Source organism: Streptomyces sp. KR55, from assembly GCF_052245645.1.
Taxonomy (GTDB): domain Bacteria; phylum Actinomycetota; class Actinomycetes; order Streptomycetales; family Streptomycetaceae; genus Streptomyces; species Streptomyces flavusporus.
Window position 1 is genome coordinate 1 of sequence record NZ_JBQQCE010000154.1, and the last position, 20212, is coordinate 20212.

Here is a 20212-nt window from a genome sequence, read left to right on the forward strand (position 1 = left end):
GCCGGCCAGCGCAGGCGCGGGAAAGCGGTCCTGCAACTCACCGAGGCTCTCACCCTGTTCAGGGATGTAGGCGGCGACGTAGACGAGCCCGACGACGTTGTCCGCGATACCCGCCACGGAGATGACCGCGCCGCCGTAGGAGTGGCCGGCCAGGACGACCGGGCCGTCGATCTGGGAGACCACAGAGGCCACGTAGGCGGCGTCACGAGCCAGGCCGCGCAGCGGGTTGGCCACTGCGAGAACCCTGATGCCGTCGCGCTGGAGCTCGTCGATGACCCCGAGCCATGCGGCTGCGTCGGCGAAGGCGCCGTGCACGAGGACGACCGTGGGAGGAGCAGGAGACATGTGCAGCTCTTTCTTCTCACACCGTGTTCAGTGCAGTGTGCAGGGTGTGGGCGGCCTGGGTGATGGCGGCGTCGGCGGCGTGGGTTTCGCGCAGCGCGTTGAGCATGACGAAGTCGTGGATGACGCCTTGGAAGCGGACGGCGGTGACAGGCACGCCGGCCTCGCGGAGCTTGTTGGCGTAGGCCTCGCCCTCGTCGCGCAGGACGTCGGCCTTGGCGGTGATGACCAGGGCCGGGGGCAGACCGGTGAGCTGTTCGGTGGTGGCGCGCAGCGATGAGGCGGTGATCTCGGCCCGCTCGTCCTCGTCGGTCGTGTACTGGTCCCAGAACCACTGCATGCCGTCGCGGCGCAGGAAGTAGCCGGTCGCGAACTGGTGGTAGGAGCCCGTGTCGAAGGCGGTGTCGGTGACCGGGTAGAACAGGACCTGCTGAACGAAGTGCACGTCGCCGCGTTCCTTGGCCATCAGGGTGAGTGCGGCACTCATGTTGCCGCCTACGGAGTCGCCGGCCACGGCCAACCGGGCCGCGTCCAGGCCCTTGGAAGCACCCTGCTGCACGATCCAGCGGGCCACGGCGTAGTTCTGCTCGATCGCCACCGGGTAGCGGGCCTCGGGCGAGAGGTCGTACTCGGGAAAAACCACGGCAGCGTCCGCGTCGACGGCGAGTTCGCGGACCAAGCGGTCGTGGGTGCGGGTGTTGCCGAACACCAGTCGGCGCCGTGGAGGTAGAGGATGACCGGCAGGGTGCGGTCGGTGCCGGCCGGCTTGACGATGCGGGCGCGGATGCTGCCGGTGGGGCCACCGGAGACGTTGATTCATTCTTCGTCGACGGCGGGCTTGGTGATGTCGCCCGACTGCACCTCGTCGACGGCCTTGCGGCCCTCGGCCGGGGGCAGGTCGAACAGGTAGGGCGGATTGGCGGTCGCCTCGGCGAACGCGGCCGCGGCCGGCTCCAGAACCGGTTGAACCGGCTCAAAGCTGTGAGACATCCCAGACTCCTTGTCCGTGAAGGGAAGCCGGTCTACCGGCAGAAGAAGGTGAAGGGGGAAAGCGGAGCCGCCCGTGGCCCGCGACGCCACGCTATGCCACGGTGGCCTCGCGCATGACGCGTCCGCGCACCGGTGCTGGCGTCGCAGCGCACTTGAGTGGCCCGTCGGTGGCGCTGGTGCGTCAGTGGTCTCGTTCTGCGGCGGAGGCCGACTCCTGCCATTCACTGGGCGACACGCCGTAGTTCTGGCGGAAGAGACGACTGAAGTGAGAAGGGCTGGCGAACCCCCAACGCTGCGCGACCGCGGCCACCGAACGCCTACGATTCGACGTGCGGCCCAGGTCGCGGCGGCAGGCGTCGAGCCTGCGCTGCCGTATGTGTGTGCTCACCGTCGTTCCATCGCTCTGGAACAGCTTGTGCAGGTAGCGGACGGAAATGTGGTGGGCGCGAGCGATGGACTCCGGCGACAGGCCCGGATCCATCAGATTTTCGTCGATGTAGGACCGTATGCGGGCCAGCATCGCGCCGACGACATCGGAGGACTTCGACCGGTACGGCACGAGAAGTTCCGCGACGAGCAGGGCGACGAGGTCCACGGCGTTGAGGGCGAGCCGCTTGCCGTTTGTCGACTGCCACAGTTCGTCCTCGCTGAACAGCGAGGCCAGGAACCTCGACGCCAGTGCCGCCATACCACCGGCCGCGCTGACCCGGACGCCCGCCAGGTGCCGCACCTCGTCCTGGGTGATCCGTAGATACGCGCAGGGAATACGGAAGAACATCAATCCGTCGCCGCGTGCCAGGCACTCGGGGCGCAGGGCGTCGAGGAGGAACAGGTCACCGGTTGTCGAGGAAGGCTGAGTTCCTGGGGCCGCGAACGTTACAGGTGGGGCGTCAAGCCCCAGGTACAAGAATGCGTCGTCTCCCCGGAGCGATGCCCAGGGGAGTGTCCTGCAGTGGCCGGAATCAGCGCCTTGCGGAATGGGATGAACACGTTGTTCTGTGTTTTTCGGCATGCGCGAAATGACCGACCTGGCCATCGTGAACTCCAGTCGTGTCGCTGAACGTCTTGGTGATGTGAAGTCCGCGCGTGCGCGCGGGATTTATGGGATCGCGATGGGAAGGTTGCTGCCCGCCCCTGCGGACAAGAACGTGTCGGCCACCGTGTTGAAGGCCAGAGGGTTCTCCAGGAAGGGGAAGTGGGAGTTCGCCACACTGGACGGGAAGACGTGGAGCTGCGCGTCAGGGATCTGTTCGGCGATGAACTTCTGCGAGACCGGACTCACATGGCTTCCCTCGCAGCCGATCACCAGGGTCGGCACGTCCACTCGGCGAAGAACATCGCGCCAGTCCTGCGCGCAGTGGTCATAGAGCAGGGGAACGCCGGCGTAGGCCGGGGTCGACTTGATCTGCTCGGCGACGAACCCGAGGATTCCGGGGTCGGGGTCACCGGAGAACATGCTGCGCACGAAGTCGTTGCGAACCTTGTCGCCGTCCGGGCCCGCCAGCGCCGCACCGAGTTCCAGCAGCCCGGCGACATCGAAGATGGCGCCGCAGTCGCGCTGCTCCTGGGGGGTCAGCCAGGGAACGGCCGCCACGGCCGCGGGCTGGTCCACCGCGATGAACCGGCGGATGCGGCCGGTGCCGTACTGGTCGATGAAGCTCCACCACACCGAGACACCCATCGACCAGCCGAGCGCGTCGAAGTGATCGAGGCCCAGGTGATCGATGAGATCGAGGACGTCGCGGGCCAGCCGGGCGATGCGGTAGCCGTGCTGCGGTTTCTCCGACAGCCCGTGTCCCCGCAGGTCCAGGGTGATGACGCGGCGGGCGGGAGCCAGACCCTCCAGTTGGTGCCGGAACATCTCCTGGGTCTGCCCCCAGCCGTGCAGCATGACCAGAGGAAGGCCGTCGCCGCCGCTGTCCCGATAGGTCAGCCGCACGCGGTCATTCGTCGTCATCTCACCCATGGATCCTGCTCACTCTCCTACCCGGCCTTCACGACGTACCGTGTGCCGTCGTCTCGGCGACCCCACGCGATGACGAGTCGACGTCTTCGTCGGCTCGAGCATGACCCCAGTGTCGTTTGATCAGGTCGGCCGCCACCACCGCGCTCCGTAGGAATTGGTCGACGAGATCCACGTCAGTCTGTAGTAGCGGATCCGACGGGCCGGGGCAGGGGCCGATGCTCGGCCCGTTCAGCTGGTGGCGTCGGGCCCGTCCGGTTGCAGCAGTTGCCGGATGCGCAACCCCAGGTGCAGGGTCAGCCGGTCCGCGCCGCTGTCCAGGTCGAGTCCGGTGATCTCCTGGATCTGGCGTAGCCGGTAGTACAACGAGGTGCGGTGGATCTGCAGGGCTTCCGCGCTCCTGGGGACCGAGCCGGCGTGCTCCAGGAAGGACCGCAACGTCTCCTCCAGACGATGCCCGCCGGGGGCCGCGAGCAAGGCGCTCAGCGGCTTGGGCAACAAGGAGGCGTCAAGGGCGTGATCGGGAAGCTGCAGGAGGACGGCGAACTCCCTCAGCTCCTCCCAGTCGCCGATACGCTCGAAGCGCGGCATCCGGCGGGCCGCACGGGCTGCCACCAGTGCCTGTTGGTGGGAGACCCACGCATCGGCCACACAGGTCTGACGCCCACCGATGCCCATCACGGGAGCGGCGGCGGGATCCAGGAAGGTATCGAGGGCTTCCACGATCCGACGGGACTGCTGCTTCAGCTCCCGCGGATCCGGCGCTTTCTCGCTCAGCTGCAGCAGAACCGCGTGGTCGGCGCCGACTGCGACGGCGCCGCGCGCCGACCGGGTTCGGCGGAACCTCTCCAGCGCGCCCCGGAGCGCGGTCTCGACCTGCCCTGGCGGCTCATGGGGACCGGCCACCTGCACGACGCTGACCACGGCGTGTGAGGCGTCGGGAAGTATGCCGGTGTCCAGAATCTGCTGCTTGGCCCCGGCGCGCGCGGTGGGGCTGGTGTCCAGCAGGGCCCAGAGCAGTTCCTGCTCGCCGCTGTCCTCGGCCTGTTCGGCCACATGCTCCGCGTACATCTGAGCCGCGATGGCCTGGGCTGACTTTGCGATGGCGTCCGTGTCGTCCGTGGTCAGGTTCATGCCAGCCGAGACGACCATGAGCAGGCCGAGCAGATGCCCGCGCTCCCGCAGCGGCACGCAGTACCGCGGAAGCATGCCCAAATCGTCGCGGCCTTTGATGTACCCCGGCTGCGCCCACTGGGCGACGCCCTGGTCGAGCACGTACCGGATGACCTCGCTGTCAGCGAGCCCCTGCAGCAGGCTGCGCACCCGAACCCGGTCAGCGTCCCCGAAATGCCGACTGGAGCAGATGAACCTGACGAGGGGGTCATCGAGGACCACGGAACGCTGCAGTGTCTCTGCCAGCTCCTCCACGAGTTCCTGTAGTGCGTTGCTGCCCACCCGAGCCCGTTGGAACTGTTCAGCCATGATCATCCTTCCCGTCATGATCATCCCTCCCTTGCTCCTCTTTCTACAAGTCGTGAAACCTGGAGTCCAAACTTTCGACAGTGTGAGGTGCGGCATGGCACTCGCCCCGTCGCATCCGATGTGCAATCGTGAATTTTTCGACGGGGTTGGGGTCGGGCTCGTTCGAGATGTCGACCGGGTTCGGCCGGCAAAGCGGCCTGCGGCGCGCCGGGAGCCTGGCGGCAGGGCGGCGCGGTCGGTCAACTGCGAAATGGCAGGAAGGCGGCGTGGCCCTCATGACCTGCTGGGCGGGTGGCTTTAGCGCATCGGCGTCGGTTTCCAAGCGTGTTGTCGACGGCTGTGAACCGGCGGCCTGGGCTTGGTCCTTGACTCGGCGTGCTGGGCGAGGTTGTGCATGTGGGCGACGGCACCGGCAGTCACCGAAGAACTGATGGCTCGCCATGCGGACGATCACGTGGTCGGCTTGCTCGTCCCCCGGGACGAGCGGCATCGCGTCGTGCACACCGTCGAGCGGGGGACCGGGCTCCCCAGTGTTCGCCCGAGACTCCTTCACGGCCCTCGGTGTCGAGCCATGGTGCGAACTCGCCCGCCAGGACTCCGCTCGGCGGGCGAGGGCGGCAAGCGTCAAAACCGTACCGACTGGGACCTGCTCACACCTCGAGAGCTGCACATTGCCCATGTCGCAGTGGAAGGCCTCTCCAACAAGGAGATAGGCCGGCAACTGCATCTGTCACCGCGAATGATCGGCGCGCACCTGTACCGCGTTTTCCCGAAGCCAGGGATCGCCTCTCGCGGCCAGCTGAGGGACAAGCTGAGCGCGAGCGGAGCATGCCCCTCCTGTCCGCGCGCACGCTTGTTGTCCCTCACCGCACAGTTGGAGTGATACGCAAAGAAACCCCTGTGTCCGCACCCGACTCAGGCCTAGCCTGCCGCCGTGGGTCCGTCGGAGATGCGTACGGACCACACGGACCGCTCCGGGCCTTCGCTCGCTCTGCCGTGCGTACTGACAGGCGTATCGGCCCAACGTCAGGAAATTGTTGAATATGAAATCATGCTTGAGTGAGAGGGTGTGCGATGAGCAACGTCGAGAGGGACCCCACCGAACTGCGCTGCGGGGCGTCGGATCATGGTGAGCAGGTGCCGGTCGTCGAGGTCCTCTCTGCGCGGGACGTTCCGTTGGGTGGGCCGAGGGCGATGACGGTGCGGCGCACGTTGCCGCAGCGGGCCCGGACGCTGATCGGGGCCTGGTGCTTCGCGGACCATTACGGCCCCGATGACGTCGCCGATACGGGCGGCATGGATGTCGCGCCTCATCCGCACACCGGTCTGCAGACGGTGAGCTGGCTGTTCAGCGGGGAGATCGAGCACCGCGACAGCCTGGGCAGCCACGCTTTCGTACGGCCCGGGGAGCTGAACCTGATGACGGGCGGGTACGGCATCAGCCACTCGGAAGTGTCCACCACCCGCACCACGATCCTGCATGGCGTCCAGCTGTGGGTGGCGCTTCCCGAGGAACACCGGCATACCGGCCGTGACTTCCAGCACTACGTCCCGAGCCCGGTCCGGGTGGACGGGGCCGACATCAGGGTGTTCCTGGGATCGCTCGCCGGTGACACCTCTCCGGTGCGGACGTTCACGCCCTTGCTCGGCGCCGAACTCGTCCTCGAGCCGCGCTCGTCGATCACGCTCGCCCTGGATCCAGGCTTCGAGCACGGTCTTCTCGTCGACCAGGGGGATGTCCGCATGTCCGGAAAGCTCTTGCACGCGGCCGAGTTGGGCTACCTCGGCACGGGATACGACACGCTGACGCTGACGAACGAGACGGATACCGCCGCTCGGGCGGTCCTGCTCGGCGGGACGCCGTTCGAGGAGCAGATCGTCATGTGGTGGAATTTCATCGGTCGGAGCCACGAAGACATCGTCGATGCCAGGGAAGCGTGGCAGAACGCGTCCGACCGCTTCGGCAAGGTCGATGGTTACGACGGCGACCGACTCCCGGCGCCCGCCCTGCCGAACGCCACCATCGCACCGCGCAAGAACCCCACGCGCCACTGAAAGGCACACGATGACGCAGCCCGCCGCCGCTCCGACCGTCCAGCGAGTGGACGCCAAGCACCGTTACGAAATCCTCGTGGACGACAAAACCGCCGGCCTCACCGCGTATCGCGACCGCGACGACCAGCGCGTTTTCTACCACACCGAAGTCGACGACGCCTTCGCCGGACAGGGTCTGGCCTCGATACTCGTACAGCAGGCGCTGACCGACGTACGCAGCTCAGGGAAGCGGATCGTGCCGGTCTGCCCCTACGTGGCGAAGTTCCTCAAGAAGCACGAAGAATTCGCCGACATCACCGACCCGGTCACCCCCGAGATCCTGAAGTGGCTGGACACCGTGCACCAGCACTGACCGTCCGAGCCGGGGCCACGCGAGCGTAACGAGGCTCGGCGGGTCCGGACAGCGCTGGGGCGCACGCGCAGCCACGCAGACCAGCCCCAAGGCGCCTGGGACTTCGGAGCCGGGCCTCGGCTTCAGCGCCTCCACCGCGACGGGCGGTCTCGACGGCAACGGACGGAGGACAACAGTCGTCTGCGAGGGAGCCGGCCCCTACCGGGTGTGCGCGTTCTTGGTGTGCTCGAGCGATGGAAGGGCGGGCTCAGCCGCGGTAGCGGTGGAGGGCGACGTGCACGGTGTCGAGGGCCTGGACGAGGGCGGCGCGGGCGGCGTCCGTGCCGCGCAGGGGATCGAGCATCATGAAGCCGTGGATCGTTCCGTGGTAGCGCATGGACACCACCGGGACGCCTGCCGCCCGGAGCTTCGCAGCGTAGGCCTCGCCCTCGTCGCGCAGGACATCGGCCTCGCCGGTGACCACCAGTGCCGGGGGGAGTCCGGTCAGTTGTTCCAGCGAGGCCTGCAGCGGTGACGCGGTGGCCTCGCACCGCCGCCGCACCTCGGGCAGGTACTGGTCCCAGAACCAGCGCATGGTCTCGCGGCCGAGGTAGTAGCCCTTGGCGAACTCCCGGTAGGAGGGGGTGTCGAAATCGGCGTCGGTGACGGGGCAGAACAGCACCTGCTGCACCAGGTGCACGTCTCCCCGCTCCTTGGCGAGCAGGGTCAGTGCCGCCACCAGGTTGCCGCCCGCCGAGTCGCCCACGGCGGCCATCCGACTTCCGTCCAGGCCGATCTCGCCGCCTCGCTCGCAGATCCACTTCGCGACCGCGTAGCACTGCTCGACGGCGACCGGATACTGCGCCTCGGGGGCGCGCTCGTACTCGACGAAGACCACGGCCGCGTCCGTACCGAGGGCGAACGCGCGCACCAGGCGCTCATGGGTGCCGGCATCACCCAGGACCCAGCCCAGCCCGTGCAGGAACAGCACGACGGGGATCTCGCCGACGCTGTCGGCGGGCCTGACCACCTGCACCCGTACGTGACCGGTCGGCCCGCCCGGCAGTGCGAACCACTCCGTGGAGGTTGCCTCCTCGTCGGGAGGGTCGGGGTCGTCCTTCCCTTGGAGACGGGCAAGGTCCAGCCGGGCCTGTGCCAGGTCCGGGTCGTGCGCCGACGGTGGGCAGGTGTGCCGGGTCACGAATGCTCGGGTGGGGCGGTCCAGGACCGGGTGCCGAACGGACAAAGGGGCGAAGTCGGTCACACGGTCTCCTGCCGAGAGGGCCGAGGGGGCCTGAAGCGAAAGGGTTGTTCGGTGCACCGGGTGCCTGGTCGAGCGGCGGAACGCGATGCTGCGGCTGCCGGGCCGGGGCACTGCCGCCGCAGGCACAGGGCGGCCCGCACGGCTCTGAGCGGGGACCTTACCCGCTGGACGGCGGGAGGTCAGCGACTGGCCGGTCAGCACTGTGGACATCGGCGGCGGCCTTTGGGACGGTCCCGGGCGCCGAGGTGACCGCCGGGGACCGCCCGACGTCGTCCTGCGCGGTGCGCTTGCGCCATTCACGGGGGGAGACGCCGTAGGCGGCGCGGAAGGCCCGGCTGAAGTGGGCGGGGTTGACGAAGCCCCACCGCTGGGCCACGGCGGACACGGTGGGGGCTGTCCTGCCGCGACGGGCCAGTTCGCGGCCGCACTCCTCCAGGCGCCGTTGCCGGATGAGCCCGCCGACGGTGGTCCCCTCGCCTTCGAACAGCCGGTGCAGGTACCGGACGGAGATCCGGTGCGTCCGGGCGATGCTCTCCGGCGACAGGTCCGGGTCGCCCAGGTTCCGGTTGATGTGGTCGCGGACGCGCAGCAGCAGGTGGCTGCGGGCGGTGTCCGCGTCCGTGCCGCCCAGGTGGGCCCGCTCGGCGATCAGGGTGGCGAACAGGTCGACGACATTGCCGGCCAGCCGGTTCGCGACGGCCGGCGGATAGCCGTCGGTCGAGGAGGCCAGGGTGGCCAGGAACGGGAGCAGCATCGCGCCGAAGCCGTCCCCGGTGCCGATGGCGTTGCCCGTGACCTGCCGGATGTCGCTGTCCGGCACACCCAGCGTGCGGCGGGGCAGTTGGAAGACGTGCGTGGCGAACCGCTGCGGATAGTCGAAGGAGTACGGCCGGGTCGTGTCGTACACCACCAGGTCTCCCTCGCCCACCTCGGCCCGCCGGCCGTCCTGGATGAAGGTGGCCGTGCCAGATATCTGGACACCGACCGCCACCAGCGCCTCGGACGATCGGGCGATCAGTGCCGGGGTGCGGCTGACCCGCTCCGCGTCGGCCTCCATGGTGGAGACCTGGAGATACCCGAAGCGGTCCGTGGCGATCCGGCCGTCGAACGGGCCGTCGCCCCGCGGGGCGACCGTCATCGGCACCAGCGTCCTGCTCACCGCATGGTTCCAGTACGCGACCTTGTCCCGATCCGGCACGGAGGCGGTCGTCAACACCAAGCTCAAGTTGCTCTCCGCTCAGGGGAAGTGACTCCGGGGCTGCAACGGACGGGAACAGGACGGACGGCTGCACCTCCCCGGAAGGCGGCGGCCAGTGCCGGCAGGGCCGGACGGCTCGTCGTACGGGCAGCGACCTCGCTGGAGCGCAACCGGACCGCTTCGGCGAGGCCCGGGTTCCCGCCCGCACCGAACAGCCAAGCAGCGGACCGCTTCTGTCTCCAGGCAGAAACACAGGCAGAAATCGCGGGAGTGGACGGGCACGTCCGGTGCTGTGCAGTACCGGAACAGCACAGGGCGCCGTGAGGAAAGAAGCGGCCGTCCCACCGGATCAGTGCCGCGTCAGTCAGGGTTTGCCCGGTAGCGAGGCGTCCTGGTGCGTGCGATCGCAAGGCGGCCGGAAGCCGCATGCAGTCGGCCCTGCCCGGGCTTTCGGCCAACGCGGTGAGCGTGCGTGCCAGGGCGGCGAGCGGGGCGAACCTTGGCTGATGCGGCACTAGGTGACTGCGGCACGCACGAGCCGGTCGCGTCGGCTGGTCCGGTGAAACCCGGGTCGGCTCTCGAAGTTCGTACCGGGCGAAGGCCCTGCGGCCGGGCGTGTGGCCGGGCCGCAGGACCACCGATTCAGGAAGGGCTCCTGGGCTGTCTGCCGGTCACTTGCGTACCGTGAACTGTCCGGTCAGCGGGCCGAGCCCGAGGGTGTAGGTCCCGGTGGCCTCGCGGTGGACGGTGAACTGCAGGCGTGCGTCCTTGCCGGCACGGACCGTGACGGAGCGGTGCTGTTCTGTCTCTCCCGCAACCAGCAGGACGGCAGCGTACGTTCCCGTCTTCTCGCCGACGTTCTTGATGCGTGCCGTCACGCGGACCGGTGTGCCGGGCCGCGCCCGGGACGGGGTCACGGACAGGTCGCTCAACGCGAAGCGCGGTTCGGGACCGGCGAGCAGGTCGTGGACGAAGGCGTCCGAGTGATGGTTGGTGTCCTCACCAACGAGGTTGGCCGAGGTGCTCTGGAAGGCGACATAACGGCCGTTGCCGCTGATGGACGGGAGGTCGGAGATGCCGTCGCCTTCGGCGCCTTCCAGACCGCCCGAGACCTGGGTCGTGGTGCCGGCGGTTCGGTCGCGCACGAAGACGTCCGAACTGCCGTTGGTGTCGTCGGGGGTGAGGTTGGTCGCGTCGCTGTAGAAGGCGACCTTCGTGCCGTCCGAGCTGAGGGACGCCGCGAAGGCCCACGCGTCGGCCGTTTCGCCGCCGCCCGTGACAGAGACCTGCTCGCTCTTGCCCGTGCGCAGGTCGTGGACGTACAGCTGCCAGCCGCTGCTGAATGCGACTACGTGGCCGTCGCCGCTGATCTGCGGACTGGTGTTCTCGCCGTCGGGGCCGTCGACCAATGCCGTGGTGCCGGTCACGCGGTCGTGGACGAAGACGTCGATCATGCCGTCGGTGTCGCCGGGCACGATGTTGCCGGCCGTGCTCTGGAATGCCACGTAGCGGCCGTCGTCGCTGATGGACTGCTCGCGGGAGTTGCCCTTCGCCGGTGCACCGTCCTGGGCCTGCGAGACGCGGACCGTTGCGCCGGTCTGCCGGTCGTGGAGGAAGACGTCCGTGGCGTTGTTGGTGTCGCCGGGCACCAGGTTGTCGGCGTCGCTGTTGAACACCGCGTAGCGGCCGTCGGCGCTGAGCGACGGTGCCGACGACAGACCGTTGGCCTGTGTGCCGTCCGAGGCCACCGACAACCGTTCCGTGGCACCGGTCACCCGGTCGTGGACGAAGGCGTCGGTCTGCCGGTTGGTGTCGCCGGGGACGAGGTTGGTGGCGCCGCTGTTGAAACCGACGTAGCGGCCGTCGGGACTGAGAGTCGGGGTGAGGGAGAAGTCGTTGCCCTGGGCGCCGTCGGAGGCGATTGACACCCGTTCGGTGGTCTGGGCCCCTCGGTCGGCGACGAAGATGTCGAGCGTGCCGTTGGTGTCCTCGGGCACGAGGTTCGAGGCCGGGCTGGCGAAGGCGATCACCTGCCCGTTGTCGCTCACCTTGGGCCACCACGCGTCGCTGTTGGGCTGGCTGCCCTGCGCCGTGAGTGATACACGGTCGGTTGCGGAGGGACGCGGCAGTACCAGATCGGCGTGCTTGGCCGCACCGGACCGGCCCTCCACCTTCACGGCCAGGGGCTTGGAGCGGGAGATGCCGGGGGCTGTCGCCCTGACCTGGTACGCGCCGACGGGTATGTCGCGGATGGTGTAGCGGCCGTTGTGGTCCGTCACCGCGTTCAGGTCGTCCGGTACGTCCAGAACACTGACTGTTGCCCCCGGCACGGTCGAGCCTGTCGGACCGTACGTCACCGTGCCGGTGACCGTCCCCCGGCGGGTCTGCGCCAGTTCCAGGCGGACGTCGGTGTAGCGGTCGGTGCGCACCTGCTGCCGGGTCTCCATGTTCAGGTACCCGAAGCGGGACAGTTCCAGCTCGTGGGTGCCGGGCGCGAGCCGGATCGAGAAGCGTCCGTCCTCGTCCGTGGTCACCTTGCGGCCGGTGTCCGTACGCGTGACTGTGACACCCGCCAGCGGTTCACCGGTTCTGCCGTCGGTGACCGTGCCCCGCACGCCGCTGCGCAAGGACGCCTCCTTCACCGCTGCGTAGGCGTCGATGCGGCCGTAGCCGTAGCGGGAGTTGGGGCGCTCACCGTAGCGGTCGTCGAAGAAGGAAGTGCCGGTGAGGATGGACAGGGCGTCGTCGACGGAGAGGTCCGGTTGTGCCTGGAGCATGAGGGCGACGGTGCCGGACACGTGGGGAGTGGCCATCGAGGTGCCGTCGAGGGTGCCGTAGCCGCCGTCGGGCAGTGTCGACAGGACGTCGACCCCGGGTGCGGAGACGTCCGGTACGACGTAGGAGTCGGGCCACTCGGCGGGTGGGTCGGTCCAGCTGCTCTTCTTGACGACCTCGCCGCAGGAGAAGTCGGCAACGTTGTCAGCAGAGTCGGTGGCGCCGACCGAGACGGCCTCGTAGACGTTGCCCGGGCTCGCCGAGCCGCTGAGGCACTGGTTGCCGATGGCGAAGGAGGGGAAGATGCCGGCGCGCAGAATGTTGCGGGCCGGCTCGACGAGTTCGTCGGCGTAGCCCTCGGAGCCGAGTGACATGCTGACGACGTCCGCGGGTTCCCCGGCAGGGGTGCCGTCGGCGGCGTACGGGGCGATGGCCCACTGCATGCCGGCGAGCACCTGAGCGAGGCTTCCGCTGCCGTTGGGGATGACGAGTCCCCCCATCAGGTCGGCGTCGGGTGCGACACCGATCTGCGTGCCGGAGGCGTCGCCGCCGGCGATGGTGCCCGCGACGTGGGTGCCGTGGTAGCTGCTGTCGTGCGGTATGGACTTCGGTACCGGCTTCCCGTCGGCGTCGAACTCGATCCAGCCGCCGGGGTGGACGGGGTCATCGGGGTCGTCGCTGGCCAGCTTGCCCGCCAGGTCCGGGTGGTTGATGTCGATGCCGGTGTCGAGAACGGCCACGCGGACACCGTCGCCGGTGAGCTTCTGTTCGCTGTGCACCTTGTCGGCGCCGATCTTGGCCAGGCCCCAGGTGGTCGCCTGCGCGGTGGCGCGGGCGACGGCCGACTTGCTCTTGTCCACGGCTTCGGCCGGCGGCGTCTTGAGGGTGAAGTTGGGAATGATGCGGTCGATCGGGGCCAGCGTCGCCAGTTCACCCAAGGTGTCCGGCGTGGCTTCTACCAGAACCATGTTCTTGAGCCAGAACGTGTTGAGCACCCGGTCGCCGCGGGCCTCGACGAGGTCCACGACCGGAGCTTGGTCGGACTCGGCGTCACGGGCCAGTTCGCGACGTACCTCCGCGGCGGTGTCGCCCGGCGCAGGTGTTCCAGTGCTCTGCCGGAGGACGACGGCCGCCTCGATGCGTCCGTCACCGCGTGCCTCGGCGGTTTCCATCCGCTTCAGCAGAGCGGGGTCGATCTTCGTTCGTACGGCCGCCGATGATGACGGACCGGAGGTGGTGTCCTGCGCCATCGCAGGAGCGGCTGTCAGCACGGTGGTGCATATGCCCAGGGCGGACAACAAGGCTCTGTAGCGGTGTTGTCCGCGCGGCGGATGGGCCGGGAGCGGCATGGGGGCACTCCTTCTGCGACGCGTGTCCACGTCGTGGTGTTGGGCCGATCACGTAACTGGTCGAACGCTGACATCCGATTTGAGCTCCTGACAAGATCAACCGGCGGCGACTTCCCGTCAGCTGGCAGGAAAATGACAGGCATACACGATGTGGGAAAAGGTGACATCCCATGCTGGAACCGATCGGCCTGGACGAGCGCGATGAAGCCGTGTACGACGTCCTGATCCGAAGGACACGGGCCACCACAGCGGAACTCGCCAGTGACTGCGGTCTCACCGCACAGGCGACCAGCCGTTCACTGCGTTCACTGGTCGACCTCGGTCTGGCCTCGACCGTGCCTGGACGGCCCGTCACCTACGTGGCCGTCTCACCCGACAGCGGGCTGGAGTCCGTACTGCGTGAACGGGAGCGGGCGTTGAACGGCGTGCGCTCCCATCTCTCGAACCTGATGGCTCTCTATCGCGCGGGCAGCCGCTTCGCGCATCCTGGGGAACTCGTCGAGGTCATCTCGGGCCGGGACGACGTCAACCGGAACTGGGTGCAGATGCAGCGGGCCACCCGCACGCAGGTACGGGGCTTCGACTGCCCGCCGTATGCCGCGGCCGCCGGCCACTCCGAGCCCAACGGCATCGAACTCGAACTGCTCGGACGAGGCGTCAAGTACCGGATAATCTACGACAGCTCGGTGCTCGATCTGCCAGGGTGGCTGGAGGACGTGACCATGGGGATACGCCTGGGCGAACAGGCTCGCATCGCCACCGGCCTGCCGACGAAGCTCGCGATATTCGACGATCGAGTAGCCATGCTCCCTCTGCTGCGACCAGGCGAAGATGCCGTAACCGCCTCGTATGTCATTCATTCCTCCCCCCTGCTGGACGCGCTGGTGGCACTGTTCGAGTCGGTATGGGAGCGAAGCGTGCAGATACGGCCATCCACGCTGCCCGCGAACGAGGACCGCCCGGAGCAGCTGTCACAGGGGGAGGAGAAGCTGCTCACGCTGCTTGCGTCGGGGGCCACGGACAAGTCGGCGTGCCGGGCCCTGGGGTGGAGCGAACGCACCGTCCAGCGTCACATCACCAAACTCATGCGGCGCTTCGGCGCGCAGACGCGTTTCCAGCTCGCCATGGAAGCCACACGTCGCGGCTGGATCTGATGAGCGGCGGACCGACGCGACACGCCGGTCACTTGTCGTATCCGGGTAAGGGCGCGGAAGAGCCTGGGTGACGTCCATGGCGCGACGCATGCGCCGATTCGACGACAGGGGCCAAACCTGCCCCAACCTCACCGGGAAACGGACAGAACCTCACGAACTGCACTCTAGGAGGGCGTTTATGTAGGTCTGTTCCGAAATGCGGCTTTCATCGCTGACCCGCTTTGCGGTGGTCCGAGCTACATGCGAGCTTTGCCTCGTCTCGCCACTCGGAGCCCGCGATCCGTTTCACTCGCATCTGCCGCTGGAAGTCCGTCTGGTTTGAGGATGCGACAGAACCTCCCGATGATCAGCGGAACGGCACCTTCCGGCCCTCCCGTTCCAACGCTACGGCGTGAGCCGGCGGAAGCCGTACCCCAGCGACCTGTCCGACGCCCGATGGGCCTTGATCGAGCCGACGTTGACACTGTGGCTGCTCTCAAGTCGTTCAAGGCTCTCCAGGCCAAGGAGAAGCTGGCTCTGGGTGAGGCTTACGCAGACTCCGGCTACGTCCTGGTGCACGAGACCGGAGAAGCCTTCACGATCAAGCAGCTCCGCCGGCGCGCGTACCGGCTCATGGCGATTCTCGGTCTCCGCCGAGTTCGTCTCTACGACGCTCGTTCGTCGTGCCTCACGTACCTGGCCAACAACGGCGTGCCGGATCACATCCTTGCGCGATGGGCCGGACACACGAACGTGAAGACCACCAAGAAGTGGTACGTGAAGCCGGACGTAGAAGATCTTCGCGGAGCCGCCACCACGTGGGATGGCCTGCACGGGATTGCGACGGAGGGGCAAGCGTGAGCCAGGTGGTCTACCAGCCGAGCGACTTGCCAAGCCGCGTGGCCAGCAAGATCGAGGTGGACCCGGAGTCCGCTGCTGGCTGTGGACCGGCAGCTGTAATCGGGAGGGCCCGTCCGGCTACGGCACCGTCTACTACCAGGGGAAGAGGCAACTCGTTCACCGTGTGGTGTTCAAGCTGCTGGTTGGGGAGATCCCGGAAGGTTTTCAGGTGAGTCACGCCGAGCCACGGGGATCCAACCACACGCGATGCTGCAACCCGCATCACCTGGAAGCCGTGACGAGGGAGGAAGCTCTTCGACGCCGGGACTGGGAGAGGGCACGCGCCCGCAGGGCCCACTGTCGACACGGTCACGAGTACACGCCGGAGAACACATACCTGGACCCCCGAGGGTTCCGGCAGTGCCGGGCCTGTCGCAGCGAGAAGAACAAGAGCCGTTAGGTTGGGACCGGCCATGTGAGATCCCGTGAGAGATGAGAGGGTCTGACGGGTGAGCGAGACACCACCGAACACCCTGCAATACCGCTTTGACGGGCCAGAAGAGGCCCCTGTACTGATCTTGGGCCCCTCGCTGGGTACCACATGGCACATGTGGGACCGGCAGGTCCCGGAGCTGACCAAGCAGTGGCGGGTCTTCCGGTTCGACCTGCCCGGACACGGCGGCGCCCCCGCCTACCCCGCGGGCTCCGTCTCCGACCTCACAGACCGGCTGCTCGCCACGCTCGAGGGTCTGGGCGTGCAGCGTTTCGGCTACGCGGGCTGCGCCCTCGGCGCCGCGGTCGGCGTCGAACTGGCCCTGCGCCACCCCGAGCGCCTCGCCTCGCTCGCGGTGATCGCCGCCTCGCCGCGTTTCGGCACGGCCGACGAGTTCCGCCAGCGCGGCGTGATCGTGCGGACGAACGGGCTCGACCCGATCGCCCGTACCGCACCCGACCGCTGGTTCACCGCCGGGTTCGCCGCCGCCCAGCCGGCGATCACCGAGTGGGCGGTGCAGATGGTGCGCACCACCGACCCCGGCTGCTACATCGCCGCCTGCGAGGCACTCGCCACGTTCGACGTACGGCCGGAACTCGGCCGCGTGGGTGTGCCGACGCTGGTCCTGGTCGGCTCGGAGGACCAGGTCACCGGCCCCGCCGAGGCCCGTACCCTGGTCGCCGGCATACCGGACGCGCGTCTCGCCGTCGTACCCGGCGCCTCCCACCTGGTTCCCGTCGAACAGCCCGCGGCGGTCACGGACCTGCTGGTCACCCACTTCTCCACCGCCTGGCAGTCCGGCTTCGACGCCACCGGCCAGATGGCCATCGCGGCGGCCCCCGTCAAGCCGGTCCTCACCGCGGTGCCCCCACAGACCGCGCCCATCGCCGAGATCGCCCCGGCCGCCGCCGAACCGCTGGTCGCAGGGCGGCCGGACCCGTACGACGCCGGGATCAAGGTGCGCCGCGAGGTGCTCGGCGACGCGCACGTCGACCGCGCGCTGGCGCAGGCCGACGAGTTCTCGGGGGACTTCCAGGAGTTCATCACCCGCTACGCCTGGGGCGAGATCTGGGGTCGGCCCGGCCTGGACCGCCGTACCCGCAGCTGCATCACCCTCACCGCCCTGGTCGCGGGCGGTCACCTGGACGAGCTCGCCTTCCACGTCCGCGCCGCCCTGCGCAACGGCCTCACCCCGGCCGAGATCAAGGAGGTGCTGCTCCAGGCGGCCGTCTACTGCGGCGTACCGGCGGCGAACAGCGCGTTCAAGGTGGCCCAGCAGGTCATCAGGGAGGAAACCACGCCCCAGGAGTGAGCCCGGGGCGGTCGGTGGCCGAGGCCCGCAGCGCCGGACCGGGGCAGGATGGACTCATGAAGCTCACGAAGAAGTCGCACGCCTGCGTCCGGCTCGAGAAGGACGGGCAGACGCTCGTCCTCGACCCCGGTGGATTCAGTGAGGCGGACGCCGCGGTCGGCGCGGACGCGATCCTCGTCACACACGAGCACCCCGACCACTTCAACGAGGAGCGGCTGAGGGCCGGCCTGGAGGCCAACCCGGCCGCCGAGATCTGGACGCTCAGGTCCGTCGCGGAGAAGATCGCGGCGGCGTTCCCGGGCCGCGTCCACACCGTCGGCCACGGCGACACGTTCACCGCGGCGGGCTTCGACGTCCAGGTGCACGGTGAGCTGCACGCGGTGATCCACCCGGACATCCCGCGCATCACCAACGTCGGCTATCTGATCGACGGCGGCCGGGTCTTCCACCCCGGCGACGCCCTCACCGTCCCCGAGCAGCCCGTGGAGACGCTGATGCTGCCGGTCATGGCCCCGTGGAACAAGATCTCCGAGGTCATCGACTACGGACGTGAGTTCAAGCCGCAGCGCGCCTACGACATCCACGACGCCCTCCTCACCGACCTCGCCCGCCCGATCTACGACAACCAGATCGGCGCCCTGGGCGGCGCGGAGCACCTGCGGCTGGCGCCCGGAGCCTCGGCGGACGTCTGACGACGACCGGGCGGGCCGGGTTGTCGGACCCACCCGGTACGTTGTGAGACATGCGCATCGCGACCTGGAACGTCAACTCGATCACCGCCCGCCTTCCGAGGCTGCTGGCCTGGCTGGAGAGCAGCGGCACCGATGTGCTCTGCCTGCAGGAGGCCAAGGTCGCCGAGGAGCAGTTCCCCTTCGAGCAGCTGCGAGAGCTGGGCTACGAGGCCGCGGTCCACGCCACCGGCCGGTGGAACGGCGTGGCGGTGCTCTCCCGCGTCGGCATCGAGGACGTCGTCAAGGGCCTGCCCGGCGACCCCGGCTTCGACGGCGTGATCGAGCCCCGCGCCATCTCCGCGACCTGCGGCCCGGTCCGCGTCTGGTCGGTGTACGTGCCGAACGGCCGTGAGGTGGAGCACCCCCACTACGCCTACAAGCTCCAGTGGTTCGAGGCCCTGAAGGCAGCCGTCGCGGGCGACGCGGGCGGCAGCCGCCCGTTCGCCGTGCTGGGCGACTACAACGTGGCTCCGACGGACGACGACGTCTACGACGTGGCCGCGTTCGAGGGCAGCACCCACGTCACCCCTGCCGAGCGCGCCGCCCTGGCCTCCCTGCGCGAGGCGGGCCTGTCCGACGTGGTCCCGCGCCCCCTGAAGTACGACCACCCGTTCACGTACTGGGACTATCGCCAGCTCTGCTTCCCCAAGAACCGCGGCATGCGGATCGACCTGGTGTACGGCAACGAGCCGTTCGCGACGGCGGTCAAGGACGCGTACGTGGACCGCGAGGAGCGCAAGGGCAAGGGCGCCTCGGACCATGCGCCGGTCGTGGTCGACCTGAACGTGTAGCGGCCCTCACAGCAGCGTCAGGTCCACCGAGTGCGCGAGCGCCGCGAGCCCCGCGTCGTTCGGGTGCAGGTGGTCCCCGCTGTCGTAGGCCGGAGCCAGCCGCGTCGGCTGCTGCGGGTCCCGTACCACCGCGTCGAGGTCCAGCACCCCGTCGAAGACGTCGGTGTCCCGGAGCCACGCGTTGACGGCGGTCCGCTCGGCTTCCACGGCCGCCGTGCACCCGGCCTGGCCGCCGCACGGCAGGAGTGTGCCCGCCAGTACCCGAAGTCCCCGTGCGTGCGCGCGGTCCGCGATCTCCTGCAGCCCGGCCGTCACCTCATCCGCGGTCGAGCCCGACAGCAGGTCGTTGACGCCCTCGAAGGCGATCAGCGTACGCACCGACGTCTGGGCGTGTACGTCCCGGTCGAGTCGGTGGAGTGCGCTCACCCCGCCCGTATCCCTGGAGACCCCGTCTCCGGGGTAGCGGTCGGTGACCACACGGTTGCCCCCGATGCCCTGGTTGAGCACCCCGTAGTGCGGGACCAGGTCCTGCGAAAGCAGTCGGGTGGCCAGCACATCGGGCCAGCGCCGGTTGGCGTCCACCGTGGACCTGTCGCCGTCGGTGATCGAGTCCCCGAGCACCACGACGGACCCGGGCCCGCCGCCGACCTCCACCCCGGTCAGCAAGGGCCAGTTCGTCAGGACCGTGGTGTACGCGGCCGCCGAGCCGTCCGCGGCGTGGTCGCCCGGTTCGCTCAGATACGACCGCTGCTGCGCGAGCCGGTGCACGGGCGCCGCCGGAACCGTCCTCGGCAGATGAAAGCTGACCAGCAGGTTGGTGTCGGCGGGCACGTCGAAGGCGAGCGGGTCGCTGTACACCTGCGTCCCGGCCGGGACCTCGACGCCCGCCGCCCTCCCGAAGGTCACCGGAACCGGTGTGCCCCGCGCCGTCGCGCCCGCCCGCTGCACGGCCACCGTCGCGTTCCCGATCCGTACCGGAGCCGCCGCGAAGGTGTTGTCGAAGCGCAGCCGCACCATCGGCCCGCCCGCCGAGGTGTGCACCACCAGTCGCAGCGTCCGGTCGGTCCACGGCCCCACGGCCTGATAACCGGATGTCGCCGTCGCCCGACTGCCCGTCCAGCCGGACGCGGCCGTCCGCACCGACAGGGCGAACACATGCAGGT

Annotated in this window: 17 protein-coding genes and 1 pseudogene; 9 read left to right on the forward strand and 9 right to left on the reverse strand. The window is 68.8% G+C overall.

The window, feature by feature from the left end; translation table 11 throughout:
• The 5 genes and pseudogenes from ACTWQJ_RS22810 to ACTWQJ_RS22830 all read right to left on the reverse strand — a co-directional run.
• The coding region (locus ACTWQJ_RS22810) for an alpha/beta fold hydrolase (RefSeq protein ID WP_443308458.1) at positions 1 to 345 on the reverse strand (345 nt) is incomplete at its 3' end.
• Between the two features lie 16 nt (positions 346 to 361).
• A pseudogene (locus ACTWQJ_RS22815) lies at positions 362 to 1332 on the reverse strand (alpha/beta hydrolase).
• Between the two features lie 181 nt (positions 1333 to 1513).
• Positions 1514 to 2368 (reverse strand): helix-turn-helix domain-containing protein, encoded by an 855-nt coding sequence (locus ACTWQJ_RS22820; protein WP_443308459.1) that lies wholly within the window; start codon positions 2366 to 2368, stop codon positions 1514 to 1516.
• A 63-nt stretch (positions 2369 to 2431) separates the two neighbouring features.
• The gene (locus tag ACTWQJ_RS22825; RefSeq protein WP_443308460.1) at positions 2432 to 3289 is read right to left on the reverse strand and encodes an alpha/beta fold hydrolase; all 858 of its coding nucleotides are present in this window, start codon (positions 3287 to 3289) and stop codon (positions 2432 to 2434) included.
• A gap of 237 nt (positions 3290 to 3526) precedes the next feature.
• Complete coding sequence (locus tag ACTWQJ_RS22830; protein ID WP_443308461.1) at positions 3527 to 4777, reverse strand: PucR family transcriptional regulator; 1251 nt, start codon at positions 4775 to 4777, stop codon at positions 3527 to 3529.
• Between the two features lie 571 nt (positions 4778 to 5348).
• Between ACTWQJ_RS22830 and ACTWQJ_RS22835 the strand changes: the two genes are divergently transcribed.
• The 3 genes from ACTWQJ_RS22835 to ACTWQJ_RS22845 all read left to right on the forward strand — a co-directional run bounded on the left by ACTWQJ_RS22835 (position 5349) and on the right by ACTWQJ_RS22845 (position 7184).
• Positions 5349 to 5660 carry a response regulator transcription factor gene (locus ACTWQJ_RS22835; RefSeq protein WP_443308462.1) on the forward strand — a complete coding sequence of 104 codons (312 nt, stop codon included), beginning with the start codon at positions 5349 to 5351 and terminating at the stop codon, positions 5658 to 5660.
• 191 nt (positions 5661 to 5851) lie between these two features.
• On the forward strand, positions 5852 to 6832 hold the full coding sequence (locus tag ACTWQJ_RS22840; protein ID WP_443308463.1) for a pirin family protein: 981 nt from the start codon (positions 5852 to 5854) through the stop codon (positions 6830 to 6832).
• A gap of 10 nt (positions 6833 to 6842) precedes the next feature.
• Positions 6843 to 7184 carry a GNAT family N-acetyltransferase gene (locus tag ACTWQJ_RS22845; RefSeq protein WP_443308464.1) on the forward strand — a complete coding sequence of 114 codons (342 nt, stop codon included), beginning with the start codon at positions 6843 to 6845 and terminating at the stop codon, positions 7182 to 7184.
• A 247-nt stretch (positions 7185 to 7431) separates the two neighbouring features.
• Here the strand turns inward: ACTWQJ_RS22845 and ACTWQJ_RS22850 are convergent, their stop codons facing one another.
• From ACTWQJ_RS22850 to ACTWQJ_RS22860, 3 genes are all read right to left on the reverse strand, one after another.
• Positions 7432 to 8427 carry an alpha/beta hydrolase gene (locus tag ACTWQJ_RS22850; protein ID WP_443308465.1) on the reverse strand — a complete coding sequence of 332 codons (996 nt, stop codon included), beginning with the start codon at positions 8425 to 8427 and terminating at the stop codon, positions 7432 to 7434.
• A 157-nt stretch (positions 8428 to 8584) separates the two neighbouring features.
• Positions 8585 to 9652 carry an AraC-like ligand-binding domain-containing protein gene (locus tag ACTWQJ_RS22855; RefSeq protein WP_443308466.1) on the reverse strand — a complete coding sequence of 356 codons (1068 nt, stop codon included), beginning with the start codon at positions 9650 to 9652 and terminating at the stop codon, positions 8585 to 8587.
• A 644-nt stretch (positions 9653 to 10296) separates the two neighbouring features.
• Positions 10297 to 13749 carry a S8 family serine peptidase gene (locus ACTWQJ_RS22860; RefSeq protein ID WP_443308467.1) on the reverse strand — a complete coding sequence of 1151 codons (3453 nt, stop codon included), beginning with the start codon at positions 13747 to 13749 and terminating at the stop codon, positions 10297 to 10299.
• Positions 13750 to 13919: 170 nt separating this feature from the next.
• Here ACTWQJ_RS22860 and ACTWQJ_RS22865 point away from each other — a divergent pair, with 170 nt between their 5' ends.
• From ACTWQJ_RS22865 to ACTWQJ_RS22890, 6 genes are all read left to right on the forward strand, one after another.
• On the forward strand, positions 13920 to 14903 hold the full coding sequence (locus tag ACTWQJ_RS22865; protein ID WP_443308468.1) for a helix-turn-helix transcriptional regulator: 984 nt from the start codon (positions 13920 to 13922) through the stop codon (positions 14901 to 14903).
• A gap of 435 nt (positions 14904 to 15338) precedes the next feature.
• Positions 15339 to 15743, forward strand: coding sequence for a tyrosine-type recombinase/integrase (locus tag ACTWQJ_RS22870; RefSeq protein WP_443308469.1), 405 nt, complete (start codon positions 15339 to 15341; stop codon positions 15741 to 15743).
• Positions 15706 to 16182, forward strand: coding sequence for an HNH endonuclease (locus ACTWQJ_RS22875; RefSeq protein WP_443308470.1), 477 nt, complete (start codon positions 15706 to 15708; stop codon positions 16180 to 16182). Before ACTWQJ_RS22870 ends, ACTWQJ_RS22875 begins: the two co-directional genes overlap by 38 nt.
• Positions 16183 to 16231: 49 nt before the next feature.
• Positions 16232 to 17527, forward strand: a complete 1296-nt coding sequence (gene pcaDC / locus ACTWQJ_RS22880; protein ID WP_443308471.1) for a bifunctional 3-oxoadipate enol-lactonase/4-carboxymuconolactone decarboxylase PcaDC — start codon at positions 16232 to 16234, stop codon at positions 17525 to 17527.
• Between the two features lie 56 nt (positions 17528 to 17583).
• A complete protein-coding gene (locus ACTWQJ_RS22885) occupies positions 17584 to 18219 on the forward strand; it encodes an MBL fold metallo-hydrolase (RefSeq protein WP_443308472.1) in 636 nt (211 codons plus the stop codon).
• Positions 18220 to 18269: 50 nt separating this feature from the next.
• Entirely contained in the window at positions 18270 to 19049 is a 780-nt protein-coding gene (locus tag ACTWQJ_RS22890) for an exodeoxyribonuclease III (RefSeq protein ID WP_443308473.1), read from the forward strand.
• A gap of 6 nt (positions 19050 to 19055) precedes the next feature.
• Here the strand turns inward: ACTWQJ_RS22890 and ACTWQJ_RS22895 are convergent.
• On the reverse strand, positions 19056 to 20212 hold a 1157-nt coding region (locus ACTWQJ_RS22895), incomplete at its 5' end, for an SGNH/GDSL hydrolase family protein (protein ID WP_443308474.1).